At 68.3% G+C, this 25,473-nt stretch carries 23 protein-coding genes; 10 read left to right on the forward strand and 13 right to left on the reverse strand.

The genetic code is table 11. The annotated features are described in order from the left end of the window. Both CFN17_RS03765 and CFN17_RS03770 read left to right on the forward strand, forming a co-directional pair. The coding region (locus tag CFN17_RS03765; RefSeq protein ID WP_208750032.1) for a carbohydrate ABC transporter permease at positions 1–533 on the forward strand (533 nt) is incomplete at its 5' end. A gap of 26 nt (positions 534–559) precedes the next feature. After that, on the forward strand, positions 560–832 hold the full coding sequence (locus tag CFN17_RS03770) for a hypothetical protein (RefSeq protein ID WP_208750033.1): 273 nt from the start codon (positions 560–562) through the stop codon (positions 830–832). Positions 833–976: 144 nt separating this feature from the next. Here the strand turns inward: CFN17_RS03770 and CFN17_RS03775 are convergent, their stop codons facing one another. After that, complete coding sequence (locus CFN17_RS03775) at positions 977–1,873, reverse strand: hypothetical protein (RefSeq protein WP_208750034.1); 897 nt, start codon at positions 1,871–1,873, stop codon at positions 977–979. Positions 1,874–2,069: 196 nt separating this feature from the next. On the opposite strand from CFN17_RS03775, the gene CFN17_RS03780 reads away from it, so the two are divergent. Further along, positions 2,070–5,498: a DEAD/DEAH box helicase gene (locus CFN17_RS03780; protein WP_208750035.1), complete on the forward strand. Its 3,429-nt coding sequence runs from the start codon at positions 2,070–2,072 to the stop codon at positions 5,496–5,498. A gap of 12 nt (positions 5,499–5,510) precedes the next feature. Here the strand turns inward: CFN17_RS03780 and CFN17_RS03785 are convergent, their stop codons facing one another. Both CFN17_RS03785 and CFN17_RS03790 read right to left on the reverse strand, forming a co-directional pair. Then, complete coding sequence (locus CFN17_RS03785; protein ID WP_208750036.1) at positions 5,511–5,969, reverse strand: hypothetical protein; 459 nt, start codon at positions 5,967–5,969, stop codon at positions 5,511–5,513. A gap of 8 nt (positions 5,970–5,977) precedes the next feature. Continuing rightward, positions 5,978–7,900: a primary-amine oxidase gene (locus CFN17_RS03790; RefSeq protein ID WP_208750037.1), complete on the reverse strand. Its 1,923-nt coding sequence runs from the start codon at positions 7,898–7,900 to the stop codon at positions 5,978–5,980. A 123-nt stretch (positions 7,901–8,023) separates the two neighbouring features. On the opposite strand from CFN17_RS03790, the gene CFN17_RS03795 reads away from it, so the two are divergent. After that, positions 8,024–8,614, forward strand: a complete 591-nt coding sequence (locus CFN17_RS03795; RefSeq protein WP_208750038.1) for a TetR/AcrR family transcriptional regulator — start codon at positions 8,024–8,026, stop codon at positions 8,612–8,614. On the opposite strand, the gene CFN17_RS03800 is transcribed toward CFN17_RS03795, so the two are convergent. Next, on the reverse strand, positions 8,611–9,993 hold the full coding sequence (locus tag CFN17_RS03800; protein WP_395926843.1) for an MFS transporter: 1,383 nt from the start codon (positions 9,991–9,993) through the stop codon (positions 8,611–8,613). The genes CFN17_RS03795 and CFN17_RS03800 overlap by 4 nt on opposite strands. Positions 9,994–10,286: 293 nt before the next feature. Here CFN17_RS03800 and CFN17_RS03805 point away from each other — a divergent pair, with 293 nt between their 5' ends. Next, positions 10,287–11,258: a helix-turn-helix domain-containing protein gene (locus CFN17_RS03805; RefSeq protein WP_208750040.1), complete on the forward strand. Its 972-nt coding sequence runs from the start codon at positions 10,287–10,289 to the stop codon at positions 11,256–11,258. A gap of 40 nt (positions 11,259–11,298) precedes the next feature. Here the strand turns inward: CFN17_RS03805 and CFN17_RS03810 are convergent, their stop codons facing one another. Continuing rightward, positions 11,299–11,631, reverse strand: coding sequence for a hypothetical protein (locus CFN17_RS03810; protein ID WP_208750041.1), 333 nt, complete (start codon positions 11,629–11,631; stop codon positions 11,299–11,301). 85 nt (positions 11,632–11,716) lie between these two features. Here CFN17_RS03810 and CFN17_RS03815 point away from each other — a divergent pair, with 85 nt between their 5' ends. Continuing rightward, complete coding sequence (locus CFN17_RS03815) at positions 11,717–12,307, forward strand: TetR/AcrR family transcriptional regulator (protein WP_208750042.1); 591 nt, start codon at positions 11,717–11,719, stop codon at positions 12,305–12,307. 30 nt (positions 12,308–12,337) lie between these two features. On the opposite strand, the gene CFN17_RS03820 is transcribed toward CFN17_RS03815, so the two are convergent. Continuing rightward, positions 12,338–12,697, reverse strand: coding sequence for a hypothetical protein (locus tag CFN17_RS03820; protein ID WP_208750043.1), 360 nt, complete (start codon positions 12,695–12,697; stop codon positions 12,338–12,340). Positions 12,698–12,777: 80 nt separating this feature from the next. After that, entirely contained in the window at positions 12,778–13,086 is a 309-nt protein-coding gene (locus CFN17_RS03825; RefSeq protein WP_208750044.1) for a hypothetical protein, read from the reverse strand. A 133-nt stretch (positions 13,087–13,219) separates the two neighbouring features. Between CFN17_RS03825 and CFN17_RS03830 the strand changes: the two genes are divergently transcribed. Continuing rightward, positions 13,220–13,903, forward strand: a complete 684-nt coding sequence (locus CFN17_RS03830) for a response regulator transcription factor (protein ID WP_208750045.1) — start codon at positions 13,220–13,222, stop codon at positions 13,901–13,903. Next, the gene (locus tag CFN17_RS03835; RefSeq protein ID WP_261792350.1) at positions 13,900–15,333 is read left to right on the forward strand and encodes an ATP-binding protein; all 1,434 of its coding nucleotides are present in this window, start codon (positions 13,900–13,902) and stop codon (positions 15,331–15,333) included. The genes CFN17_RS03830 and CFN17_RS03835 overlap by 4 nt, the downstream gene beginning before the upstream one ends. Positions 15,334–15,379: 46 nt before the next feature. Here CFN17_RS03835 and CFN17_RS03840 read toward each other — a convergent pair whose 3' ends face one another. From CFN17_RS03840 to CFN17_RS03850, 3 genes are read right to left on the reverse strand one after another with little or no spacing between them, the layout of a single operon-like run. Next, positions 15,380–17,701, reverse strand: coding sequence for a family 78 glycoside hydrolase catalytic domain (locus CFN17_RS03840; RefSeq protein WP_208750046.1), 2,322 nt, complete (start codon positions 17,699–17,701; stop codon positions 15,380–15,382). Positions 17,702–17,750: 49 nt separating this feature from the next. Further along, positions 17,751–19,025, reverse strand: coding sequence for a glycoside hydrolase family 1 protein (locus CFN17_RS03845; protein WP_208750047.1), 1,275 nt, complete (start codon positions 19,023–19,025; stop codon positions 17,751–17,753). Between the two features lie 35 nt (positions 19,026–19,060). After that, a complete protein-coding gene (locus tag CFN17_RS03850) occupies positions 19,061–20,389 on the reverse strand; it encodes an MFS transporter (protein ID WP_208750048.1) in 1,329 nt (442 codons plus the stop codon). A 188-nt stretch (positions 20,390–20,577) separates the two neighbouring features. Here CFN17_RS03850 and CFN17_RS03855 point away from each other — a divergent pair, with 188 nt between their 5' ends. After that, the gene (locus CFN17_RS03855; RefSeq protein WP_208750049.1) at positions 20,578–21,192 is read left to right on the forward strand and encodes a TetR/AcrR family transcriptional regulator; all 615 of its coding nucleotides are present in this window, start codon (positions 20,578–20,580) and stop codon (positions 21,190–21,192) included. Positions 21,193–21,314: 122 nt separating this feature from the next. Here CFN17_RS03855 and CFN17_RS03860 read toward each other — a convergent pair whose 3' ends face one another. From CFN17_RS03860 to CFN17_RS03870, 3 genes are all read right to left on the reverse strand, one after another. Next, positions 21,315–22,784 carry an APC family permease gene (locus CFN17_RS03860; RefSeq protein WP_208750050.1) on the reverse strand — a complete coding sequence of 490 codons (1,470 nt, stop codon included), beginning with the start codon at positions 22,782–22,784 and terminating at the stop codon, positions 21,315–21,317. Between the two features lie 163 nt (positions 22,785–22,947). Then, positions 22,948–24,258, reverse strand: a complete 1,311-nt coding sequence (locus CFN17_RS03865) for an NAD(P)/FAD-dependent oxidoreductase (protein WP_208750051.1) — start codon at positions 24,256–24,258, stop codon at positions 22,948–22,950. Between the two features lie 10 nt (positions 24,259–24,268). Then, entirely contained in the window at positions 24,269–24,613 is a 345-nt protein-coding gene (locus tag CFN17_RS03870) for a cupin domain-containing protein (protein ID WP_208750052.1), read from the reverse strand. A 169-nt stretch (positions 24,614–24,782) separates the two neighbouring features. On the opposite strand from CFN17_RS03870, the gene CFN17_RS03875 reads away from it, so the two are divergent. Then, complete coding sequence (locus tag CFN17_RS03875; protein WP_208750053.1) at positions 24,783–25,361, forward strand: TetR/AcrR family transcriptional regulator; 579 nt, start codon at positions 24,783–24,785, stop codon at positions 25,359–25,361. Positions 25,362–25,473 lie beyond the last annotated feature (112 nt).

The following is a 25,473-nucleotide window of genomic DNA, read 5'->3' on the forward strand; positions in this document are numbered from 1 at the left end:
TCCGGTTCAAGTACCTCGTGCTCGGCTTCATCCTGGGAGCCTCGATGTTCCCCGGCGTCGCCCTCATCACGCCGCTGTTCCAGCTCTTCACGAACATCGGCTGGATGGGCACCTACCAGGCCCTGATCATCCCGAACATCTCGTTCGTGCTGCCGCTGACCGTCTACACCATGACCTCCTTCTTCCGCGAAATGCCGTGGGAGCTGGAAGAATCGGCCCGGGTGGACGGCTGCACCCAGGGGCAGGCGTTCCGGCGGGTCATCATGCCGCTGGCCGCGCCGGCCATCTTCACCACGGCCATCCTGGCGTTCATCTCCTCCTGGAATGAATTCCTCATCGCCAGCCAGCTCTCCTCCGACGCCACCCAGCCGGTCACCGTGGCCATCGCCAGCTTCGCCGGCGCCCAGCCCAACCAGATCCCCTACACCGCGATCATGGCCGCGGGCACCATCGTGACCATCCCGCTGGTCATCCTGGTCCTGGTGTTCCAGCGCAAGATCGTCGCGGGCCTCACCGCCGGCGCCGTCAAATGACGGCCCCGGCCAGGGAAGACGGCGCCATGACCGGGCAGGTCAACAACAACGACAACGACAACCAGGGCCACGTGCCGGCTTCGCGCCGGAAGGTGCGTTCGGGCGAGGACTTCGACATCATCATCGGGTTCATCGGCTTCTGGGCTATGGTGCTGTTGATCATCACCGTGTGGATGGAAGTCACCGCCCAGGACGCCCTCGGCTGGGCCCTCGGGCTCCTGGCAGCACTGCTGGCCCTCTACGGCATGATCAGGCTGCGCCGCAGACTGCCTGGCCGCACCGCCACCCGGCGCCGCTAAGCAGCCGCGGGCCCCGGCCCTTCCACCCGCAAAAACCGAAGTGCCCCGGACAGAATCATCCGTACAGAATCACCTGTACAGAATTAGCTGCCCGGGGCACTTCTTGTTGAGGCAGTGCAGCGCCGCTGCGGCCGCCGGCGGAAATTACGAGGCGTCGGCCTCCTCGAACTCGACGGCGGCGAGGATCTCCTTGGTCCGGGGGTTCAGCATGAATGCCTCGTCGTCGTCCTCCAGCATGAGGAACTCGCCCTGGTCCGTGACGAAATGCCAGGCCAGGGTGGTCTCCCCGTTGTGCTCGTAGTTCGGGTCGCCCATGGTGATCCGCTGCAGGCTGTGCCCGGCGATGTCGCACAGTTCCCGGATGATCTGCTCGAACTCCGGCGCGTCCAGGAGGGCTTCCTCTGCGGCGGCCGCCTGGCGCTCGGCGAGGTCGGGGATCCGGGCCACGCGTCCGGCGATGTGGGCGTCGAGGTCGTCCTCGGCAAGGACCTGTAGGTCCTCCTGGCCGCGCAGCCAGGCGGCGTTCAGCGCCACGACGTCCTCGGCGGCGAGGACGGATTCGAACTCCCCGTCCATTTCTTCGATGCGGCGCACGGCTTCGGAGACGCTGTCCTCCGCGTCGGCGCCCTCTGCGTTGTCCCCGGTGGCCCACCCGCTCCCGCCGTCGAGGTACATGTCGACGTCGGTGTCGGTCAGGCCGCCGAAGGCTGCCACAGTGCGGTTGAAGAGGTCCAGGTGTGCGGCGGCGCCCATGCCGGCCAGGCCGTCCCGCACGTAGGGATCGATTTCCTCGCGTTCGGGCGCGGTGAAGACATACTGGGCGAAGCCTCCGGCCTGCGCCTGGGTCAGGTAGAAGTCCACGTAGTAGCTGCGCAACGCGGTCGGCGAGATCTCGTCCTCGTCCAGCAGCTCTTCGAACATGGCGTTGACTACGGCGACGTTCGTGTCGACAACGTCCTGGTCGCCGCCCCGGAGGCATTCTGTGGTCAGCACCGTCGGGTAATTGTGGGCGGCCTGGCTGGTGGTCTCACCGTTGGTCATGCGAAATCCTTACTGCTGGGACTGCTGATACTCCGGACCTCTCCACGGTAGGGCCGTCTTCGCGGCCGGCAGCCGAGCCCGAGTTGAACGTCAGGCGAAGTTTGAGGGGACGTTCGCCGGCGGCCGGCAAATTCCGGGGACCTGCGCGGGCTCGCTAAGATGGATCAGATGACCTCCTGCCGAAAGTAGCGCGCACATGCCATCCCATCCGGACGAGAGTGCGGCACTGGCAATCCAAACCCCCGCGATCAACGACCGCTCCCTCGCGGCCGGACTTGCCTACGCCATGGGGAGCCGCGTTTCCGCAATGTCCTTCGATCCCGCCACGGGGCTGCTGCTGGGCAAAGTGCGCGGCGGTTCCGAGGTGCCCTACTCCACGACGGCGAAGCTCGTCCGGAAGTCCGGCGGCTGGAGCTGCACCGTGGGCGTCTGCAGCTGTCCGGTGCGCAAGGACTGCAAGCACGTCGCGGCCCTGCTCTTCTCGGCCGAGGACAACCCGGCCATCCGGCTCCAGCTGCTGGCCCCGGCTGAATCGACCCGGCTCTCCCGGCAGAGCGCCGCGCCGGAGCTGGCCGACTGGGAACAGGCGCTCAGCCCGCTGATCGCCAGCCCCGGCATCCCACCGTCCGCCAACGGCACCCCGCTCGCGCTGCAGTTCGAGGTCGAGGAACCCGCCCCGCACTTCTCCTACACCGGCCGCCGGGACCCGCTCCGCAGTGTCCGCCAGCTCAAGGCGCGGCCCGTAATCATGGGAGCGAAGGGCAAGTGGATCCGCGGCGACGTCTCCTGGAGCACGCTGAGCTACCTGAACTACCGGCGCGAATGCAACGAGGCGCATGTGGAGTGGATGCAGGAGTTCCTCGCCGCACATGCCGGTGCCGCGAACCGCCAGTACGCCGGCACCGGGCTGTGGCTGGGCCTGAACACCTACGCCGGCAAGAACCTGTGGAGCCTGCTGTCCCAGGCGCAGAAAATCGGTCTGGCCCTGGTGCCCAGCCGCGGTACGGAGCCCGTGCGGCTCGTTCAGGAGCCGGCCGCCGTCGGGCTGAACCTGGCGCGGTTCGGTTCCGGGGACGACGGCGGACTCGAGCTCGCGCCGACCATTACGGTGGAAGGCAAGACGGTGGATCCGGCGTCGGTGGGGACCATCGGCCGCCCGGCGCACGGGATCTTCCTGGCGTCCGACGGCGATGCCCTTCCCGGAATCGCCCCTGCAGACCCGGCCATCACCCTGGCCCCGCTGGAAAGCGGCCTCAGCGAGGAACTGCTGGCCTTCGTCACGGGCGGGACCACGCTGCGGATCCCGGCCCGGGACGAAAGCCGCTTCCTGACCGGGTTCTATCCCAAGCTGAAGCAGACCGCACGGGTCACGGCCTCGGACGAGTCAGTGGAGCTGCCGGCGCTGGCCGTGCCCACCCTGTCCCTGCTGGCCAACTACGGCGCCGACCACCGGGTCCGGCTGCACTGGGAATGGCATTACACGTCCGGGACCCTTGTCACGGCGCAGCCATTGTGGCGGCATCCGGGCGATCACGGCTACCGGGACGACCCCGCCGAGGCCCGCATCCTGGAGGCGGTCGGGCAGCCCTGGGACGTGGTGCCGGCCCTGGGCGAATCCGCCACCGGGGGCTGGGGGACGCCGCGGCTGGCGGCCACGGCCGAACTGTCGGGGCTGGACACGCTCGCCTTCACCGAGGACGTGCTGCCGCGGCTCCGCGAACTCCCCGACGTCTCGGTGGACACCTCCGGCGAGATCGCGGACTACCGCGAAGCCGAGGAGGCCCCCGTGGTGGCGATCTCCACGACGGCAACGGACAGCCGGGACTGGTTCGACCTCGGCATTGTCATCACCTTGGAGGGCCAGCCGGTGTCCTTCGCGGCGCTGTTTTCCGCCCTTGCGTCCGGACAGACCCGCATGCTGCTGCCCAGCGGGGCGTACTTCTCCCTGGACCTGCCGGAACTGCACGAGCTGCGGGCCCTGATTGACGAGGCCCGGTCCCTGCAGGACAACCCGGGCGACAAGGACGCGCCGCTGCAGATCAGCCGGTTCCAGGCCGGGCTGTGGGACGAGCTCGCGCACCTAGGCATCGTCGACGAACAGGCCGCCGCGTGGCGCGAGTCCGTCGGCGGGCTGCTGGAAGGCGGTGTCCAGGGGCTCCCGCTGCCCGCGTCGCTCAACGCCGAGCTGCGCCCGTACCAGCTGGAGGGCTTCAACTGGCTGAGTTTCCTGTACCGGCACGGGCTCGGCGGCGTGCTGGCCGACGACATGGGCCTGGGCAAGACAGTCCAGGCGCTCGCCCTGATCTGCGCCGCCAAGGACGCTGCCGCGGGCGCTGCATCCGAGGCGGCCGGCACGGCATCCGACGCCGCTTCCGGCGGCGGCGCCGCCCCGTTCCTCGTCGTCGCGCCCACCAGTGTGGTGGGCAACTGGGAGGCCGAAACCGCCCGGTTCGCGCCGGGCCTGAGCGTGCGCGCCGTCGGCGAAACTTTCGCCAAGAGCGGATTGGACCCGGCCGGCGCGCTGGCCGGTGCGGACATCGTCATCACCTCCTATGCCCTGTTCCGGATCGACTACGAGGCCTACGCGTCCCGGACCTGGGCCGGCCTGGTGCTCGATGAGGCCCAGTTCGTCAAGAACCACCAGTCCAAGGCGTACCAGTGCGCCCGCAAACTTCCGGCCGCCTTCAAGCTCGCCATCACGGGCACCCCGCTGGAGAACAACCTCATGGAGTTCTGGGCTCTGACGTCGATTGTGGCCCCCGGGCTCTTCTCCAGCCCCAAACGGTTCGCCGAGTACTACCAGAAACCGGTGGAGAAGAACGGCGACAAAGCCCAGCTGGACAAGCTCCGGCGCCGGGTCCGGCCGCTGATGATGCGGCGCACCAAGGAACAGGTCATCCGGGACCTGCCGCCCAAGCAGGAACAGATCCTGGACGTGGTGCTGAATCCGCGGCACCAGAAGGTCTACCAGACGCACCTGCAGCGGGAGCGCCAGAAGATCCTGGGCCTCATCGACGATGTCAACAAGAACCGCTTCACCATCTTCCAGTCGCTGACCCTGCTCCGGCAGCTCAGCCTGGACCCCTCACTGATCGACCCTTCGCTCTCCGGCGTGCGCTCCAGCAAGCTCGATGTCCTGTTCGAGCAGCTCGCCGACCTCGTGGCCGAGGGCCACCGGGCCTTGATCTTCAGCCAGTTCACCGGCTTCCTGGGCAAGGTCCGCGAGCGGCTGGTCGAGGAGAACATCGAGTTCTGCTACCTCGACGGCAGCACCCGCAACCGGTCCGACGTCGTGAATGAATTCAAGAACGGCGCCGCGCCGGTGTTCCTCATCAGCCTCAAGGCCGGCGGCTTCGGCCTGAACCTGACGGAGGCCGACTACGTGTTCCTGCTGGACCCGTGGTGGAACCCGGCCTCCGAGGCCCAGGCCGTGGACCGGACCCACCGGATCGGCCAGGCCCGGAACGTCATGGTGTACCGACTGGTCGCCAAGGACACGATCGAGGAGAAGGTCATGGCGCTCAAGGCGAAGAAATCCCAGCTGTTCGCCGACGTCATGGAGGGCGACGCGCTCGCCGGCGGCGCCCTCACGGCGGAGGACCTCGCCGGGCTGTTCAACGACTAAGGGTGTCCCGGTTCAGCCGGCCGGGGTCCGGAGCCGGGCCAGGAGCGTGGCGGCGAGCAGCGCCGTCGTCATTTCCAGCGCGATGACCGCCAGCAGCGCCGCGGATCCCGACGGCGCCGCACCGGCCGCCGCGGTGCCGGCAGTGGCTGCACCGTGCGAGTGGCCCCCGGCGCCGGACCCGGTCCCGATCCCGAGGAGCAGGACGGCGTGCACCGCGGTCATGGCGAGCGCCGAGGCCATGACCTGGCGGAGCGAGCGGGCCCGGCCGCGGCGCCAGATGTGCACGGCGCACGGCAGGCACACGGCCACCATCGCCAGCATCAGCAGGTTCAGCCAGGTCCCGTGATGGTTCCCGGCGACGAGCCACAGGTGCGCGAGGCACGAGGCCGCCGTCACGGCCGCGCAGATCCGCGAATGCAGGACGGCGCCGACGGGACCGGCGGTGCGGTCCCGTCCCGCCAGGACGGTCACGGCGCCGGCTAGCTGTGGCAGTGGCCGCCGGCCGGCTGTGCACTCGCGGGCACATCCAGCACGGGGCTGCGGTCAAAGAAGCCCTCCGGCCGGAGCTTGAAGCCGGCCGTGTCCACGGGCATGATGGGCCAGTCCTCGGGCCGCGGGAAGTGCGTCAGGCCGAAGGTGTGCCAGAGAACGATGTCCTGGCCGTCCAGGTCACGGTCCTGGGCCACATACTCCGGCAGCCCCGCTCCCCCGGCGTGCTGGTTCACGAAATCGCCCGTGGGGTAGCGCTCGTCCTCGGCGAAGCGTGTCACCCAGAGGTCCTTGGTCGCAAACGCCGCGCGCCGGGCGATCGAGGACTCCGGGTCGGCCAGCAGGGTGGGCTGGCCCTCGGCGTGCAGCTTGTAGGCCACGGGCTCGCCAAGGCGGTTGCGTGACTCCGGGTTGGAGATGACCCAGGTCCGGCCGCTGCGGGCGTCGGCCTGCCGCGCGCCCTCGGATTCGCGGGCGATCAGCGTGCGTTTCCGGGAGAAGGCGTTGCCGCGCTCGTTGCCTTTGCCCATTGCCTGCCGGACCACGTCTTCTTCCTCGACCCGGTTGGTGAGGCCGTCGATCGCCATGTCCAGCCGGGCGCTGAACAGGTGCTGGTGGTAGGGGGCGCCCAGGCCCGGGGCGAGCTGGGAGATGTTGGCCGATCCGCCTTCCGGGTAGGCGGAGGTGAAGACGACGCCGGTGGCCTTGGCCTCGAACTCGATGGTGCCGTCGAGGTAGAGGTACCAGTAGAAGCCGTAGTCGTAGTTGCCGATCGTGGTGAAGAAGGAGATCACCAGGCGGCGGTTCCGGCGCGTGTAGTTGATGCCCGTCCAGAGGTCGCTGTGCTTGGCCAGGATGCCCCAGTCTTCCTCGTGCATGCAGATGCCGTTGCGGATTTCCCGGGGGTTGCCGAAGGCGTCGCTGATGACGGGGCTGAGGTAGGTGATCTCGCCGAGGCAGTCGCAGCCCAGTTCCAGGGAGTTGGCGTACTGGCCGACGAGGTATTCGCCGGTGTCGAAGTAGTTCTGCCAGGACCGGATCGGCGACGGATCCCCGTACGGGACCACCATTTCGGCGATCGACGCCCGGTTGATGACGGGCCGCTTGCGGTCGCCGTCCTGGAAGGCCAGGTTGTGCAGCACCACGCCTTCGCGGACGTCGAAGCCGACGTCGACGCTCCATTTTTCCCACTCGACGTGGTTGTTGCCGGTGACCGTGAAGCTGGGGCCCTCGGGCTGGGTGATGTGCAGGGGCTTCTGGCTGGTGCGCAGCGGGCCCGTGAGTTCGGGGTCCGTGTAGTTGCCGTGCTCCGCCGGGACGGGCACGGCGCCGAGGTCCAGGACCTGGGTGACTTCCTGGCTGACGACGTCGACATAAGCGACCAGGCCGTCCACCGGGTGCGCCCAGGCGCTGTCCTCGGGAAAGTCCTGCGCGAAGGCCAGCCCGCGGAGGATGCGGCGGCCCTTCTCCTCGGGGTACTCGAAGACGCCGGCGGACAGCGGCGCGACGCGCACCTTGCTGACGTCCAGGCCGCGGTCGGCCAGCGCTTTGAGCCACCGTTCGTCCGTGGCCAGGAGCTGCTCGACCACTTCGAACTCTTCCTCCAGGACGGGAAGCTCGCCGGTCACCGCGGTGTCGAGCTCGACGGCGGAAATCACCTCGCCGCTGGTCACCGAGACGGTCACGTCCGCGGGGCAGCCGCCCGAGACGTCGTGGACGAAAGTCCGGAACCGGCGGTCCCTGCTGCCTGCCGGAGCGTTCCTGGCCGGGTCCACGAGGCCCAGGTACGCGATGCGCTTGGTCTCGCCCAGCAGGCCCGCGGTGCGCAGGATGCCCTGGACCGCTGTAATTTCGGCGCCCGTGGCCAGGCTGTAGGGGCTGTTTGTGGTGAGGGTGTCAGATTGTGCAGGCATTGTTGCGGCCTTCGTTCGGGGACCTTGGCGGGTCGGAACTTTATTTTCTATAGTTGTAGAGAATACGGAAATGTAAGCTGTGCCACAAGAGTCCGACGCTAAGAGATTTTGGGGAGCTGCCCGGTGCCAAAGATTGTCGACCACGACCAGCGGCGGCTTGAACTCGTCGACGCCACGTGGCGGACCATCGCCCGGCTCGGCATCGAAAGTGCCACCATGCGGGAGATCGCCCTCGAGGCCGGCTTCGCGAACGGAGCCCTCAAGCCGTACTTCCCGACGAAGGATGACCTGCTGACATTCGCGTTCAGTCACGTCTTCAACCGCACCAACGAGCGCATCGCGGAAGTCACCGCCGGGCAGGCCGGGCTGGAGGCCCTGCGGGCGTTCTGCGTCGAGGTGCTGCCCCTGGATGAAGAGCGCATCAACGAGGCCCGGATCGTCATTCCGTTCTGGCAGAAGGCCATCAACGACCCAAACAAGGCCCGGATCCACCGGGAATCGATGGAGCAGTGGCTGGCCGCGATACGGCGGTACCTCACGGAGGCGCGGCAGGCGGGCACGGTGGCCACCGCCGTCGGCGACGCCGCCCTGGCCGGACAGCTGCTCAACCTGCTGCTGGGGGCGCAGATAGCGGCGGCACTCGCCCCCGAAGGACAGGTGGAACTCGGGCTGAACGAGCAGCTCGAGGGTTTCCTGACCCTGCTGGGCTGTTAGGCCCGCGGGCTGCCCTCGCGCGCAGCGGCGGCCTGTCTGGCGGGACTTGTGGCCGGCATCCCGATGACCGCGACGGCGGTCAGTGCGGCGCAGACCGTGACGGCGAGGAACACGGCGGCGGAGGCCGCCACGACGGTGTGGGGATCCGTCTCGCCGTGCGGGGTGCCGGCATAGATCGAGTTCGCGATCGCCCCGAAAACGGCGACCCCAAGAGCGCTGCCGATCGACCGCGCGAACAGGTTGGTGCCGGTGACCACGCCGCGCTCGTTCCACTCAACGCTCGTCTGCGCGGCAATGAGGGTCGGGGTTGCGACGAGGCCGAGGCCGAGCCCCACGATGAAGCAGCTGCCCGCGGCCAGCAGGACGCTGGGCGAGGACGCGGTCAGGGCAAGCAGCGCCGAACCGATGATGGTGACCGTGACGCCGATCATGGCAGTGTTCCGGAACCCGATCCGAAGGTACAGGCGGCCCGATTGGGAAGCGCTGATCGGCCAGCCGATGGTCAGCGCCGCCAGGGCGAGCCCGGCCAGGATCGGTGAGGTCGAGAGGGCACCCTCGAGGAACGTCGGGACGTAGGAGGTAAGGCCCAGCATGACCGCACCGACGCCGAAGGCGACCAGCGCCGTCGTCGCGAGCAGCCGGCGGGAGACCACCCACGGCGGCAGAACCGGCTCCGCCGCCCGCCGCTCGGCCAGGACGAAGGCCCCGAACAGCACCGCGCCGCCTGTGAACACGGCGACGCTGATGGTGGAGTTCCAGGCCCAGGCCTGGCCGCCTTCGAGGGCCCCGAGGATGAGCAGGGTAAGCGAGACCGTGAGCAGCCCGGCTCCCAGATAGTCGATCCTGTGCTTCGCGCGCTCGATCTTCTCGTGGAATGACCGGATGAGCATCCACCCTGCCACCAGGCACAGCGGGATGTTCACGAGGAAGATGCCGCGCCAAATGCCGAGCGAGGCAAAGACGCCACCGAGCGTGGGACCGACCACCGAGGAGACCGCCCACACGCTCGCAAGGTAGCCCTGCACTTTGGCGCGCTCCGCCAGCGTGTAGATATCACCCGCGATGGTGATCGCCATCGGTTGCACGGCACCGGCACCCAGGCCCTGCACCACACGGAATGCAATCAGGACGGGCATGCTCCAGGCGACCCCGCAGAGGACCGAACCGAGCAGGAAAAGGCCGATTCCAAGGAGCATGATCGGCTTGCGGCCGATCATGTCGGAGAGCTTCGCGTAGACGGGCACGGAAACGGCCTGCGCCAGCAGGTAGGCGGAGAACAGCCACGGGAATGAGGCGAATCCGCCGATGTCGTGGACGATCGAGGGCACAGCCGTCGCCACAATCGTCGCATCGATCGCCACAAGGCCGGTCGAGAGCATCAGGGCGATAAGGACGGGGCCGCGTTCGGAGCGGAAGCCAACTCCCTCGACAGGCGGTGTCGTCACGTGTTCTCCTACCGTCGGCGCCCGCGGCGCGCTGCACACGGAACCAGTTCCGGCCCCTATGGCATAACTGCACCGGCCGCCGAATTAGTCCCGCCCCGGGCTTTCCGGCCGGGCATCTTTTTTCGCCGCCTGTCGAAAAAAGATGACAGCGGCGGGCTGCGGCGTTACCCTGAATGGACTGTGTTCCATGACACAGTCCATGAATTACGACGGCGTCAGGATCTTCGATGACCGCAGTTGCAGCCCGCCCGGCCGCCGGCCCCGCCGGAGCGCAGGTCCACACCAGCACGGCAGCCTCCTTCGAGCACTGGAGGCACCTCGTAGCGGAGTCCTTCGTTCCCTTGGAAGCCTCAAGCAATGATGCCGACAATTTCCAGGGCCGCCTGCGCGCCCGCCGGCTGGACCGCGTGGCGGTCGTCGAAGTCTCCTCCACCAGCCATGAAGTCCACCGCACGCCGGCACTGATTGCGCAGTCCGGCCAGCGGTATTTCAAGCTCAATCTCCAGCTGGAGGGCACCGGGCTCCTCATCCAGGACAACCGCGAAGCCGTCCTGCAACCGGGCGATCTCTCCATCTACGACACGAGCCGGCCCTACACCCTGGCCTTCGAAGAAAACGCCCGGCTCATGGTGGTGATGTTTCCGTGGGACGCGCTCTCCCTGCCGCCGGAGTGCATCGCACAGCTGTCGGCAGTCCGGATGGCGGCGAACGGGGGCCTCGCCGCCATCGTCGGCCCGTTCATCTCCCACCTCGCGGAAAACCTGGACGTCCTGAGCGGCCCCAGCGGGTCCCGCCTGGCGGCGAACGCCCTCGACCTGGTGTCCACGATGCTGCATTCGGAACTGGACATGTCCGCGGACCGCATGAAACCCCAGGCACTCCTGGCAGCTTCCATCCGCGAATACATCGACGCCAACCTGGCCGATCCGCTGCTCTCACCGGCCACCATTGCGGCGGCGCATTTCATCTCCACCCGTCACCTGCACAATGTCTTCCACGAGTCCGGGACCACCGTGGCGAGCTGGATCCGGACGCAGCGGCTGGAAGGGGCACGCCGCGAGCTGCGGGATCCGCTCCTGGCGGGCCTGCCGGTGGGGGCGGTGGCCGGCCGCTGGGGTTTCCTGGACGCGGCCCACTTCAGCCGCACGTTCCGCGATGCCTTCGGCGAGTCCCCCAGCGACTGGCGCCGCGGCGCCTGAGCGGAACGGTGGGGGTGAACTCCGGGAGTGTTTTCCGGGGCTAAAGCGGGCGCGTGCCGCTCCCGGCACGGTGATGTACCCGGCGACCCCGGCGACCCGTGAGCGCACGGCTCAGGCCGCCGTGCAAAAGCAGGAGCCGGGGAACGGCGAAGTAGACGGCCGTGGGCACCACCACGAGCGTCAGCACGAAGGCGCGCAGTACCGGCGGCCACGCCGGCGCAAGGCCGGCCAGCACGCTCATCCCGACAGCGGCCAGGGGGAAGATGGCGAGCCACGTGATGACGGCGCGGACGTGGACCGACGCCACCCCCTGCGGCCGGTGGTGATGGGTGTCCGTTTCGTCGGCGGCAAGTGCCTTGCCCTCGCGCTCCACGCAATCTCCAAACTTTAGGTTGGATTTGATGGTAGACCCGCACTGCCCATAGTTCCAAACGAACGTTTGGAGTTAGGCTTGGACTATGGCGTGGGATACGGATGCGACGAAAGAGAAACTGCTCGAGGCGGCCATCGCGGAGTTTTCCGACCGCGGTTATTCCGGCGCCCGCATCCACGAAATTTCCCGCAGGGCCGGCTGCAACCGCGAGCGGATCTACTTCTATTTCGGCGGCAAGGAGCAACTGTTCGAGGCCGCACTCACACGCCAGCTCGTCACGGCTCTGGCGGACCTTCCCGTGGTCGGCACCGGGTCGTCGGCCGTCGCCGACTTCGCCGGAAGATACTTTGACTTCGCCACGGGACGCCCCGGCCTGGCACGCCTCACGTCCTGGGAGGGACTGGAACGGGGACACCCGGTGGGCGCAGAGGAACGGGCACTGCATTCAGCGAACAAAGTCGCCCAGGTCAGGAGCGCACTTCCGGGAATGAGCCAGGCAGCGGCAGAGGACTTGCTGCTGACCATCGTCACCCTCTGCCACGCCTGGGTGTCGAGCCCCACCGTCCACGCCGTCATGACCGGCACCCCGGATGCGGACCGCAGGCGACGGGCGATCATGCGGACCACCGAGCTGCTTGCCGCCGACGCCGCGGCCGGGTCGCCGGGCGCCTCCTAGGACAATAAGCGTCTGGCAATCAGCGTCCGGTCAGTCGTCGCTGCCATGGCCGCCGTGGCCGCCCCGGAGCCCGCCCTTGTCATCACCGGGCGGCGTGGCGGCTGGACCGCTGCCCGGCTGGGCTTTCGCCGTGACGGTCCCCGGCGCGGCCGAAGGCGACGGTTGACGGGGCACGGTCGGTGTTGATGTGGGGCTGGGAGCGGTGACGGTCGGGCTGGGGGCCGGGGTTGCGGTCCCCGAGGCCGGACCGCCCGGCAGCAGGATGTTGCCGGCATTGCCGAGGGTTGAGGTCCGTGCGCTGTTCAGCGTGAAGGTGTTGGCGGCGAGGGCGGCGGCACCGGCAACAAGGATTCCGGCAACGGAAAGCACGACGGCGGTCCTGGTCTTCATGGCTCAACTGTCTTCATGGCTCAACTGTAGGACGCGGACGGAAGAGACAGCGGCAGCGGCAGCGAAACCGACGGCGCAACTCAGTCGTCACTGCCGTGGCCCCCATGGCGGCCGTGACCGCCTTTGTCATCGCCGGGCTCCGCCGCCCGCGTCACCTCGGGTGACCGCAGCCCGCCCTTGTCGTCACCGGGTTCAGCAGCAGTGGTTGCGGGTACGGGCGAGGCCGTGGGCGTGTTGCCCGCGGCATCATTCTTCAGGAAGACCGTGTCGGCGTTGCTGGCCACGTCCGTGGAGGAACCGTTCAAGGTCTGGGTATTCGCGGCCAGGGCGGCGGATCCCGTGAGCAGAATTCCGGTGAGTGAAAGTGCGAAGGCTGTTTTTGTTTTCATGTTTCAACCGTAGAAAGCCGACGGAAAGGACAGGTGCAGGGAAAATCCAAGAATTGTCCAAATTTGGTCGCGCAATCATCTGCCGTCCCGTGTGTAGTGCTTCCCGCCGGATCCTGCAGGAACATAATCAGGTATGCGGATATTGGTTGTTGAAGACGATGAATCGGTGGCCGCCGGCGTCCTTGAAGGGCTGACGCGGGCGGGCTTCGAGCCAAGCCATGTCGCCAGCGGGGCGGCGGCGCTGGCGCAGGTCCGTAACGCCAACCCCGATTTCATCCTCCTGGACCTCGGGCTGCCGGACATGGAGGGAACCGACGTCTGCCGTGCCGTCCGGGGGCTGACCGCGACTCCGATCATCGTCGTCAGTGCGCGCGATGAGGAGATCGACCGGGTGCTGGCGCTGGAGCTCGGGGCGGATGACTACCTGGTCAAACCGTTCGGGATGCGGGAGCTCATTGCACGGATCCGCGCCGTGGCACGCCGTACCGACGACCGTGCGGGCGAGGGCCAGCCGTCGGCGGTGAACGCCAGAAGCATCGGTCCGCTAAGCATCGACCACCGTTCGCGGCGGGTGCTCATGGACGGTGCGGAAATCCACCTGACCGTCAAGGAGTTCGATCTGCTGTATTACCTCGCGGAAGATCCGGGCGCGGTCTGCCAGCGCAGCGATATTCTGCGCGCCGTCTGGGACGGCACCTGGTACGGCACAACCAAGACGCTGGACGCCCATGTGGCGGCCATCCGGAAGAAGCTGGGCGATCCGCGCTGGATTGAGGCGGTTCGCGGCGTGGGGTTCCGGCTGGAGCTGCCCGGATGAAGTGGCGGCTGATTTCCGCCTTCATGTTCATCACGCTGCTGGTGGTCCTGGTGCAGGACATCCCGCTGGGGAACTACCTGGTCCGCGCTGAACGGGACAGTCTGGCCACCTCCCTGGAAAGGGACGCCTTCCTGCTGAGCGGGCGAGTCCGGGAAGTCCTGGAAAGCGGCACTGCCTTGCCCGACGACGTGGCGGACGCCGTCCGTAAGTACAGCCAGGCGAGCGGAGCCCGGGTGGTGATCGTCAACCGCGCCGGGACCGCCGTCGCGACCTCCGATGACGACCAGTCCGCCACCGGCTCCCCCTACATCTCCCGCCCGGAAATCGCCGCGGCGCTGACCGGCCAGATCACCACCGGCCAGCGGTTCTCCGAGACGTTGGGATTTGATCTGCTGTACGTCACCGTTCCGGTCCTCAGCGGCGAGAGCATCACCGGGGCCGTCCGCCTCACCTACCCTGCCTCCGTGGTCACCGACCGGGTCTCCGGCCAGCTGACAGTCCTTTGGACCGTGGCCGGCACAACGGTGCTGCTCGCCGGCCTGTTGGCATTTCTGATGGCGGCCACCGTCACACGGACCATCAAGAGACTGCAGAAAGCAACTGAACTGCTCGCCGCGGGGGATCTCGCCACCCGCACCGAGGAGGGCGAGGGCGCCCCGGAACTGCGCGCCCTCGCCGGGTCCTTCAACGGCATGGCGGACAGGCTGGAGCACGCCCTCCAGCAGCAGAAGGGTTTTGCCAGTGACGCATCCCATCAACTCCGCACGCCGCTGACCGGGCTCAGGCTCAGGCTCGAAAACGCCGCCGATACCATGGACAGCAATCCGGAGGGAGCCCGCGTCATGGTGGCCGATTCCCTGGCGGAAACCTACCGGCTCCAGCGGATCATCGACGGGCTTCTCCTCCTGAGCCGGGCGGACAACCGGGAAGTGGCCCTGGCCCGGGTGGACTTGAGTGCCGTCGCCGGCAGCCGGGTGGAGCAGTGGGAGGCCCTCGCCGACGAAACGGGCATCAGTATCACCCTCGATGCCGCCGCGGACGGCCATGTGATGGCCATGCCCGGCGCTGCCGAACAGATCATCGACAACCTGATCGACAATGCCTTGGCCGTGGCGCCCCCCGGGTCGCGGATCCGGGTGGTGGTTTCGCCGCCCGGGAATGGAGGCTGGGTGGAACTCCACGTTATCGACCAAGGGCCCGGGCTCTCCGCCGAGGACTGCCGGCGGGCGTTCAACCGTTTTTGGCGCGGCCCGGGGACCTCGGAAGGCAGCGGTCTCGGGCTGGCAATCGTCCAGCAGCTGGCGGAGGCCAGCGGAGCAATTGCCGCACTGGCACCACGGGCCCACGCAGCTTCCCCGGGCCAGGATCAGGCGGGCGGAGCCACGGGCCTGGATGCGTGCGTCAGGTTCAGGGCCGCCCCCGGCTCGTGAGCAGGCCTGAGCCCTTCCGCAGACCCGCTGCGTCCCCGCGCACGTCCTAGACCTTTTCCTCCTGGCGCAGTTGGCCCCGCTGGGGCAGTTGGGCCGGGCTGACCCCGCGCCTGGTGTGGCGTCCGGATGCCAGGATCTCGTCGCCAGCGCCGGGCAGTCGGAGGACCGCTTCGGTGCCTTCGGGCACCTCGACGGTGACGGTGAGGGTGTCGCCGTCGATCTCCCACCGGACGGAGGCAGGTCCGTGCGGGGTCTCGAGGCTGGTCTCGGCCCATTCGAGGCCGCCGCCGGGCCGCGGGGCAACCAGGATGCGCCGGTAGCCGGGCTCGAGCGGCGCGAGCCCGCCAACCGTGCGGTGAAGCCAGTCCACGACGGCGCCGAGGGCGTAGTGGTTGAAGCTGGTCATCTCGCCCGGGTTGATGGTCCCGTCCGGGAGCATGGAGTCCCACCGCTCCCAGATCGTGGTCGCCCCCATCGTCACCGGGTACAGCCACGACGGGTTCTCCGTCTGCAGCAGCAGCCGGTACGCGGCGTCGAGGTGCCCTGTCGCCGTGAGCGCGTCCGTGACAAACGGGGTCCCCGCGAAGCCTGTGGAAATCCGGTAACCGGAGGCCTCGACGAGCTCCGCCAGCCGCCGGCCGGCGAACTCCCGGCCAGGCCCGTCCAGGATCCCGAAGACGAGCGCGAGCGCGTACACGGTGGTGCAGTCGCTCTTGATGACACCGTCTTTGAGGTAATGCCCGGTGAAGGCCGTACGCAGCGACTCAGCCATTGCGCGGAATTCGGCGGTGGCCACCGCGTCGCCGAGCACCCCGGCCGTCCGGGCCACGAGGTCGGCGGTGCGGTACGCGCACAGGGTCGCGACCACGTGGGCGTCCGCCTTGGCCGCCCACGGCTGGTCGGGCGCGGCATCGGGGTCGAGCCAGTCGCCGAACTGGAACCCGGTGTCCCACAGCCCGTTCCCGGAGAGTTTGCCCCGCAGGCGCCGGGCGTGGGAGACCATGGAGGGGAAGGCATCCTCGAGCACCCGCCGGTCCCCGTACGCGGTCCACACCGCCCAGGGAACCCATACCGAGGCGTCACTCCACACGGCGGAGGTGTCGGCAACCGGGAACTCGGGCGGGCTCTCGACATACTTCAGGACATCCGGGACCACGTACGGGACGAAGCCGTCGTGGTGCTCCTGCTCGAGGGCGAGGTCGCGCAGCCAGTCCCGCAGGAAGTCCCGGGAGTCGAACAGGAAACACGCGCTCGGGGCGAACGCCGCGATATCCCCGGTCCAGCCCAGGCGCTCGTCGCGCTGGGGGCAGTCCGTGGGCACGTCGAGGAAGTTCCCCCGCATGCCCCACACCGCGTTCTCGTGCAGCCTGTTCACCAGCGGGTTCGAGGTGGCGAAGCGGCCGATGCGGCGCAGCTCCGAGGACACGACGACGGCGGTCAGGCCGCCCCCGGCCGCCGTCGCCGCCCGGAGGGCCTCGACTCCCCCGGGCCATCCGTCGACCTCGACATAGCGGAAGCCGTGGAACGTCAGTGTCGGTTCGAACACGTCGTCCCCGCCGGAGAGGGTCAGCCGGTCCGTGGCCTTCGCGCTGCGCAGCGGCCGGGTGCCGAGCTCGTCGTGTTCGAGCACCTCGGCGTGCCGCAGCGTCACCACCGACCCCGCCGGGCCGGTGACCTCGGTCCTGACCCAGCCGACCAGGTTCTGTCCGAAGTCCACCAGCGCCCGTCCCGACGGCGACTCCCACACCTTCACCGGTGCGAGCTCCGCGACGCGCCGCACGGGCGGTCCGACATATGGCTCGAGGCGGCCGAGGTCGTCGTCGAGTACGTGCACGCCCGTCCACGACGGCGACACGAACCCGGGTGCCAGCCACCCGTCGTCGAACCTGCGGGCGTCGATGTCCTGCCCGTCGTAGAGGTCGTTCGACGTCGTCGCCGACGGACCCGCGGTCCACGACGCGTCCGTCCCGAACACCTGCTCGTGCCCGTCGGCGAACCGCACCCGCAACTCGGCGAACCCGGCGAGCTCGTTGCCGTAGAACGCTGACCCTCCGGACCACGTCAGCCGGCCCCGGTACCAGCCGTTCCCCAGGGCCAGGCCCAGGACCGTCACGGGCCCGACCAGCGCGGTCACGTCCAGCTCCGCGTACCGGACCCGCCATTCGTAGCTCGACCAGCCCGGGGTGAGCAGGTCTTCGGAGGCCGGGGCGCCGTTCACCCACGCCTCCGCCACCCCGAGGGCGGACAGGAACAAGGTTGCCGATTCCACCGCCCCGTGGTTTTTCTCGAGGCGGAACTCCCCGCGGAGCAGCGGGGCGCCGTCGAACTCGGCATCAGGGGCGATCAGGCGGGCGTGCCAGGAAGTCATTGACGTACTCCAGTCATGAAGGGGTTGAACAGTTTCACCGGGGTCGGGATCACGCGGGCTGGCCCTCAAGTGCCGGCAAGGCTCCGTTGGTGCGGGCGACCCCGCCGAGCCAGTGGGCGCTGGGCTTCGGCGTGCGGGCCTGGGTCTCGCGGTTGACGGCGATCAGGCCGAACTTGGGCCGGAAGCCGAAAATCCACTCGAAGTTGTCGAACGCCGTCCATGCGATGTAGCCGCGCACATCAATGCCGTCGGCGAGGCACGACGCCACCCCGGAGACTGCCGTCTCGAGGTAGGCGAGGCGCTCGGCGTCGTCCTCCGTCGCGAGCCCGTTCTCGGTGACGAGCACCGGCACGCCGGCCACCCGGGACGCCTCGCGGATGGTCGCCTCAAGCCCCTGCGGGTAGATGTCCTCGCCCATCTGGTTTGTCACCGCGCCCTCGGGGAGCGGGGCGAGTCCGTCCGGGCCGAACACGTGCCGGCCGTAGGTCTGGATGCCCACGAAGTCGTCCTCGCGGGATGCCTCGAGGAACCGTTCGTTGACCTCGCGCCGTACCCGGTCGGCGCGGTCCGTGCCGCCCTCGCCCGCCTGGATGTCGGAGTTGGCGAGGGTCCAGCCCACGGGCAGCTCGGGGCGCCGGGCCTTGATCGCGGCGCGCCCGGCGCGGTGGGAGGCGAGCTTGACCTCGAAGGCCGGCTCGGAGGACGTGAACTGGAACGGCGCGATGCGGTCCGCGGCGATGCCCAGCCGTCCGGCGGCTGCGGCCAGGAACGGGACCCCGGCGCGCCCCTCCGGGGGCTCGCCGCCGATCCCGATCTCCCGCAGGAGCCAGGCCAGGTTCGGTTCGTTGAGCGTGCAGGCGACGTCGATCAGGTCGCCCAGGTGCGCGGTGGCCTTGTCACAATAGCGGGCGAACCGCTCCGGCGTCCGGGGGTCCTCCCACCCGCCCGCCGCGAGCAGCCACCGCGGCGAGGTGAAGTGGTGGTAGGTCACGACCGTGGCGAGGCCGTGCTCGCGGCATGCCTCCAGCACGCGGCGGTAGTGGTCCAGCGCCGCGGCGGAGAACCGGCCTTCCTCCGGTTCGATGCGGGCCCACTCGAGCGAGAAGCGGTAGGTGGTGAAGCCGAGGGAAGCGATCAGGGCGATGTCCTCGCGGTACCGGTGGTAGTGGTCGATCGCGTCGCCGGACGGTTCGGCGAAGATCGTTCCGGGGACGTGCTCCAGGAGCCAGCCGTCGCTGTTGACGTTGCCGCCTTCGACCTGGTGCGCCGCCGTGGCGACGCCCCAGAGAAAGCCGTCGGGGAAGGATGTGTGGGAGCCGGTCATGGGGTCCTCTCAGGTGATGGGGTGGCGGCGCCGCCTTAGCGGACGCCCTTGATGAACGTGACGGTGATGCTTCCCAGGGCGCACAGCGCCGCGGCGCCGAACCAGAGCGCGCCGTAGTTGTGGCCGCCTCCGGTGGCCAGGAGGGCCGGGGCAATGCTGGGGACAATGATGTTCGGGATGCTCAGGGCAAGGCCGAAGACGGCCATGTCCTTGCCGGTGTCGCGGACGTCCGGGAGGACGGCCGCGCAGAGAGCCATGTCGACCGTCAGATACATGGCCTGTCCCATTGAGAAGACGAGCCAGGCGATCGTGAACTGACCGAACGACGTGGACGTGCCGCCGATCACGAGCCCTGCTGACATGAGCAGGGCGGCAGTGACGACGAAGGGCTTGCGGCGGCCGATCTTGTCCGAGAGCCAGCCCGAGGCCGTGAAGAACAGGATGCTCACCGGGGCCGAGATGAGGGTGAGTGTCCCGGCGCTGGCGCCGGCTTCCGGAATCGGCATCTTGAGGCCGTCCATCATGAAGAAGATGAAGTAGGAGAACAGCGCGGTCATCGCGACGCCGGCGAGGAGGCGGGAGAGCCATGCCCAGCCGAAGTTCGGGTGTTTGCGGGGGTTGACGATGAACGTCCGCGCGATCCCCTTCAGGTCGAGGGCGGGAAGCTCGGCGCGGGATTTGACGGGGTCGTTGTAGAACAGCAGGAGCGGGATGCTGGACAGGATGGCGAGCAGGACCGGAACCGTCATGAGGAACAGCGGCGTGCCCACGAGTGCGGCCGCCAGGTAGGATCCGGCCGACATTGCGAGGGCGCCGAACATGCCCATGATGCCCATGACCCGGCCGCGCTTTTCGTCGGGCAGCGCCTCGACAGGGATCACGCCGTAGGCGTTGAATGCGGCCTGCGCGGCGATGACGGCGACGACGTAGGCCGCGACGATCACGGGGATCGACGTGGCCGTGCCGATGACGGCGGCGGCCGCCAGCGCGGGGATCAGGCCCCCGATGATCCAGGGCCGGCGCCGGCCGAACCGGCTTGCCGTGCGGTCGGACAGGGCGCCGGAAAGCGGCACCGCGAGCAGGAGCGCCAGCGCGCTGATCGAGGCGGCCAGGCCGAAGCTCGCCTCTTTCGTGGCGGGATCGACGATCGCCAACCGCAGCGAGAGGGCCGTGCTCAGCGTGAGCATCATGATGTACATGCCCGCCGCGGCGATGAGGACGAGGGCCCTGGTCCTGCGGGGCGACGTTCCGCCCGACGATGCCGCGGGCGCCTGGGCGGGGCTCGGGCGTTCAGCGACCCGGACGATCCCTAATTCCGTTTCGGGGGCGGGCCTGACGGCCGGCGCCAGTATGGGGTCACCCATGCGGATCCTCCTTTGGATGCGAGCCAGCACTGGCTCCTGTGACCGACGAGGCGACTGTGCCTCGGGTCACAACCGTAGCCTAAGTTTTTCCAATCTGGAACATATTTAGTTCTATTTCTCGTCCATAATGGAAAAGAAAGTGCGAGGCGGCCTCGTGCAGGCGCGAGCGGGATCGAGAAGAGGACGAAATGGCAGATACGGCACACGCCCCGGCCCGCACGGGCAAACGGGCTCCGTACACGAACGGAGAGCGGCGGCGCGCCGAACTTGTCGACGTCGCGTTCAAGGTGTTCGCCGAGAACGGCTTCCAGCAGCTCTCCGTCCGCCAGATAGCCGAGGCCATGGGCACCAGCCACACGGCCCTGCGCCACCACTTCGGATCGAAGGAGGCGCTCCTGGAAGCCGTGCTGGTGCGCCGCGAGGAGATCGACGGGCCCTGGCGGCAGAAGCTCCTTCAGACCCAGGGGTTCCTTGAGACCGTGCCGGAAGTCATGCGGCACAATGCCCGGATCCGCGGCGTCATCCAGCTGGACGCGACGCTCCGGGCCGAGGCAATCCGGCCCGACCACCCGGCCCACGCATTCATCCGCCGGCGGGACCTGGACTTCGTCGGCTCCGTGCGCGCCGAGGTCGAGCGCGAGCTCGGCGCGGGCCGGATTACGGCGGGCCTTGATCCGGACGTCCTGGCCCGCCAGATCACGTCCCTCGTCATCGGCGTCGAGCTGGCGTGGCTTTACGACGATTCGATCGACATGGGCGCGCAGCTTGGGGCCTTCATGGACCTGATCAGGAGCACACCCTAGGCGCCTCCGCCACTGTTTGTCCGACAGTGGGCCAAGAAACCAGGACACCGGATTCCTCATCGGGAATCCGGTGTCCTGGGTACAGTTTCGTGCCGTGTCCCTGCAGGGGCCACGGCCGCCCGCTAGGCGCGCAGTTCCGCCGCCGCGGCCTTGCGCTCGATGGCGATTTCCACCAGCACGCCGGCAATAAAGACCACTGGGACGGCCATCAGCAGGCCCACAGCCGTTTCGGCGTTGCCTCCGATCAGCGCTGTGAAGTTGCTGATCACGAGGAACAGGACCCAGCCAAGCAGCACGGTGGCGAGCACCGGTGCCACGGCGGTCTGCCAAAGCTGGCCGCCTTCCCTCTCGCGCCGGAAGTACGCGACGACGGCCAGGGAGCAGAGCATGTACAGGACCAGGAGCGCCGCCACAGCCAGCCCGCTGAACCAGGAGAAGAGGGTCAGGACCGGATCCAGGGAGAGCACGGCGAACGGAGCCACGAGGAGGAACGCGACCACGGTCTGGATCCGTGCGGCGACGGCGGGGGCCTTGTGCCGGTTGGTCCGTGCCACGACGCGGGGCATCGACCCGCGCAGCGCCAGCGAATGAAGGTAGCGGTTGATGCCGTTGTGGAAGGCAATGATGCCGGCCAGGAGGGATGTCACCAGCAGAATGCCGGTGACGGTTCCGGCCCATGGCCCGAACAGCTCCACCATCGGCGTCAGCACGAAAGCGGTGGAATCCCCGGATTCGAGGGCCGCCCCGGCGGCATCAATGACGTGCGAGGGGCCGTAGTAGCTGACCAGCATCCAGGAAATGAAGGAGAAGAAGATTGCGATGACACCCACTGAAAGATACGTGGCGCGGGCCACGGTGCGGTGGGCGTCCTTGGCCTCGGCCGAGTAGATGGCCGTGGATTCGAAGCCGAACATCGAGGCGACGGCAAACATGATGGCCACGCCCGGGGCACCGGCGCCGATCGCCGCAGGAGAGAACGACGCCGCGAGGCTGAGGCCTTCCGGGCCGCCGCCGCGCAACAGCACGGTGAAGCCGAACATGAGCAGGATGGCGACCTCCAGGCCAACGAGGAACGCCAGGACGCGCGCCCCCAGCTCGATGTTGAGGGATCCCAGCACCTGCACGCCCGCCATGGTGACCACGGCCAGCAGCCACCACGGCACCGTGATCCCGACAGACCCGAGGACCCCCGAGAACGCCGCGCCGTACAGCCCGTACATTGCGGCCTGAACCGTGCTGTAGGCCAGGAGCGCGAGCCACGCTGCTCCCGCTCCGATTCTCCGGCCGAAGGCCGCGGTGACATAGGCGTAGAACGCGCCGTTGGCCTGGATCTTGCGGCTCATCGCGACAAACCCGACGGCGAAGATCACGATCACGATGCCCACCACCAGGTAGGCTCCCGGCGCGCCGGGTCCGTTGCCCAGCGCGGCCGCCAGCGGGGACGCGCCGACGATTCCGGTCAACGGCGCCTGGGCGGACAGGACAAAGAAGAGAATGCCCATGACGCCGACGCTTCCGGCGCGCAGCGCGGTGGAGTGCTCCGTGCGGGGACTGGTTTCCGCGGTCCGGGACTCGGAATTTGAAATACTCATCGGATCCTTCTTATCGGTCATGAGTCTGGGAAATAGGGGTCTGGGGACTGGGGGTGCCCCGCACCGTGAAAACCAGCATGGCAGGTGGCGTCCGTCACTTTCTTGTCGATCAGCGATCGCTTGTTGTCCCAGAGCGCTGTCTGTCTGGGCACCGCGGGGACGTTCAGGAACCGTGCGGCGACAGGAGGGCGGCGGCGTCCCGGGCGGCGCCCATCCCGCTCTCAATGGCGCCGTCAATGAACCCGCACCAGCCGTTGGCGATATCGGATCCGGCAAAAAGGACCAGGCCGTGGGCCGCCTGCATGGCGGCAAGGTGTGTCGACAGGAACCCGGTGCGGTGCATCGGCCAGGTCTCACCGGAGAGCGGATCGTCCACCCAGTTGTGGCTGGCCACGGCAACCACCTCGGCACCGGGAACGAGGCGCGCAAGCTGCGCCTGGACGGCGGCAAGGTCCTCCGCGTCGATCCTGGCGGCGTCCGGACCGAATCCGACGGCGATCGTGTCGCCGTCGAGCGCGTATTCCACTTGGAAGAAATTCAAGGGCCAGTCAGCACCCCCGAGGGCTACGAACGGCGCATGTACTCCGCGGAGCCGGAGCCAGACCTTGGCGCCTTTGGAGACCTGGCCGAGGCTGGCGCCTGCCGCCTTGGCCGCCGGCAGGGGCGGCTGGAACTCAACGGCCGCGAGGGAGTGGAGCGGGAGCGTGACGATGGCCGTCCGGGCACGGACCGTCCGGCCGTCCGTGCTGCGGACGTCCACGACTTCTGCGTTGTCCGAGACGGATTCAACCGTGAAGCCGTACTCGATGCCGGCTCCGGATTCCGCGAGGATCGCTGCCGCCAGGGCTGCTGTGCCGCCGACGATCTTGTAGGTGGCGCAGGCTTCGAAGTTCACGGCCCAGTCGCCGTTGGTCAGGGCCACCCAGCGCAACGCCTGGGTCAGGGCGGCGTCGTCCAGGGGACCGTTGAAGTTCAGGGCCCAGAAGGATTCGAGGAGGTCCCGCGCCCCGCCGGCAGGGAATTGCTCACGGATTCTCTCCTGGACCGAGACGTCGTCGATCGCTTTGAAGTCGTCGCGGGCCAGCGGCCTGAAAGGTTCCGGGAAATACTTGCGGGAGTCCCGGACGAACTGCTGGTTGGTCCCGCCGATGAGCCCCAGCAGCTGGTCCGCCCCGCCTTCATGGCGGCGGCCGTCAGCCCACCAGAAAGCACGTTCCGGCTCGGGGCTGGGCGTGGTTTCCAGGCCGTAACGCGTCAGCTCGGCCCAGACATGCGGCTGGGTCCAGTGCACCCAGGTACCGCCCATTTCAAGGTCCCGTCCCAGGCGGTGATCCAGCCAGGTGCGGCCGCCGATCCTGTCGCGGGCCTCGACGATGAGCACACTTGCGCCCTGCCTGGTGAGCTCGCGGGCCGCGGTGAGGCCGGCAAATCCGGCGCCGATCACAACGGCGTCATAAGTCGTTTCGATGGTCATCGGGTCCTTCCTAGGAGTAGACGAAGAATTCGACGGTCGGCTCCAGCACCGTCCACCGGGTGCGGGCGCCCTTGTTGAACGACGCCGCTCCGCCGGGCAGGAGGTCATAGAGAGCCCCGTCGTCCACCTCGATGGTGAGGTGGCCCTGGACGATGGTGATCGTCTCGTCGGCCTCCATCACCAGGTCGAAGGGCTCGGGCGCCTCGGCCGGTGTGACGTGCCAGTAGCCGCAGGCAAGGGCGGGCCGGTCTCCGTCGCCAAAGCGGCGGATCCACTGGACGGAGCCCAGTTCGAACGGCTCGTTCCGGCCGGCGTCGAGGGCAGAGGAAGTCGTAAAGGAAAAAGTGAGTGGCATGTTGACTCCATGGAGTTGCAGGTATCCGGCGCCGAGGCCGGGCCGAAGGGGAGGCCAAGGGTGGCGGTCCGATGTGATGTGCTTCACCCGGATTTCAATCTCAGCATTTGCTTAGTTTTAAGTCAATAGCAGTGGAAGTGCCGTGCGGCGGAGTCGCTAGACTCGGTCCATGACTGCCGCCGCCTCAAAGTACGGAACCGGAAAGGAAGCCCTATTGCGCGCTGCTGTGTCAGTGGTTGCCGCCAAGGGACTGCGAGGGCTCACCTACCGCTCAGTAGCGGAAGCGGCCGGCGTCAACAACACCTTGGTTGCCCACCACTTCGGGTCCCGCGACGCGCTTATTGCCGCGGCCCTGGACTGGGCTGCCGAGCAGTCCATCAGTGCGTCCAGGCTGCGTGAGGCGGCAACGCCGGGCCGTTCGTTCACGGAATCGCTGCTCGAGCTGCTGCTGGAGGAACCGGAACTGCAGGTGTTCCAGTACGAGATGGTCCTCGAGGCCCGCCGGCGCCCCGAGCTCTCGGCAGCGGTCACGGCCTTGTACGAGAACTACGTCAGCGCCCTGGCGGACGGACTCACCGCCTCGGGCCTGACCGGGGACGTGCGGGTGGTGGCCCGTACCCTGTTCGCGGCCCTCGACGGCCTCGTCCTGCAGTACCTGGCCGGCGTCGAGCGGTCGGCCATTGCCGCATCGCTGGAAGAAGTCCACGCCGTCCTGATGCTGCGGACAGGCTCCGGGACGCAATCGTAGGAAAGCCCGCGGGCGTTCCGTTCGCTCCCGCACAACAGCCCTTCGCGGATAGACAAGACCTGCGGCCCCTCGCCGGAGGACGCTAGTAGCAACGTTCCCAGGCCGTACCGGC

It is taken from the genome of Arthrobacter sp. PM3, assembly GCF_003352915.1.
GTDB lineage: Bacteria > Actinomycetota > Actinomycetes > Actinomycetales > Micrococcaceae > Arthrobacter.

Coding starts and splice junctions, on each gene's coding strand:
- CFN17_RS03865 (WP_208750051.1), bottom strand. CDS start 24,258: ATGACCATCGAAACGACTTATGACGCCGTTGTGATCGGCGCCGGATTT.
- CFN17_RS03825 (WP_208750044.1), bottom strand. CDS start 13,086: ATGAAAACAAAAACAGCCTTCGCACTTTCACTCACCGGAATTCTGCTC.
- CFN17_RS03830 (WP_208750045.1), top strand. CDS start 13,220: ATGCGGATATTGGTTGTTGAAGACGATGAATCGGTGGCCGCCGGCGTC.
- CFN17_RS03845 (WP_208750047.1), bottom strand. CDS start 19,025: ATGACCGGCTCCCACACATCCTTCCCCGACGGCTTTCTCTGGGGCGTC.
- CFN17_RS03860 (WP_208750050.1), bottom strand. CDS start 22,784: ATGAGTATTTCAAATTCCGAGTCCCGGACCGCGGAAACCAGTCCCCGC.
- CFN17_RS03815 (WP_208750042.1), top strand. CDS start 11,717: ATGGCGTGGGATACGGATGCGACGAAAGAGAAACTGCTCGAGGCGGCC.
- CFN17_RS03875 (WP_208750053.1), top strand. CDS start 24,783: ATGACTGCCGCCGCCTCAAAGTACGGAACCGGAAAGGAAGCCCTATTG.
- CFN17_RS03835 (WP_261792350.1), top strand. CDS start 13,900: ATGAAGTGGCGGCTGATTTCCGCCTTCATGTTCATCACGCTGCTGGTG.
- CFN17_RS03820 (WP_208750043.1), bottom strand. CDS start 12,697: ATGAAGACCAGGACCGCCGTCGTGCTTTCCGTTGCCGGAATCCTTGTT.
- CFN17_RS03850 (WP_208750048.1), bottom strand. CDS start 20,389: ATGGGTGACCCCATACTGGCGCCGGCCGTCAGGCCCGCCCCCGAAACG.
- CFN17_RS03870 (WP_208750052.1), bottom strand. CDS start 24,613: ATGCCACTCACTTTTTCCTTTACGACTTCCTCTGCCCTCGACGCCGGC.
- CFN17_RS03790 (WP_208750037.1), bottom strand. CDS start 7,900: ATGCCTGCACAATCTGACACCCTCACCACAAACAGCCCCTACAGCCTG.
- CFN17_RS03800 (WP_395926843.1), bottom strand. CDS start 9,993: ATGCTCTCGACCGGCCTTGTGGCGATCGATGCGACGATTGTGGCGACG.
- CFN17_RS03780 (WP_208750035.1), top strand. CDS start 2,070: ATGCCATCCCATCCGGACGAGAGTGCGGCACTGGCAATCCAAACCCCC.
- CFN17_RS03840 (WP_208750046.1), bottom strand. CDS start 17,701: ATGACTTCCTGGCACGCCCGCCTGATCGCCCCTGATGCCGAGTTCGAC.
- CFN17_RS03770 (WP_208750033.1), top strand. CDS start 560: ATGACCGGGCAGGTCAACAACAACGACAACGACAACCAGGGCCACGTG.
- CFN17_RS03805 (WP_208750040.1), top strand. CDS start 10,287: ATGACCGCAGTTGCAGCCCGCCCGGCCGCCGGCCCCGCCGGAGCGCAG.
- CFN17_RS03855 (WP_208750049.1), top strand. CDS start 20,578: ATGGCAGATACGGCACACGCCCCGGCCCGCACGGGCAAACGGGCTCCG.
- CFN17_RS03775 (WP_208750034.1), bottom strand. CDS start 1,873: ATGACCAACGGTGAGACCACCAGCCAGGCCGCCCACAATTACCCGACG.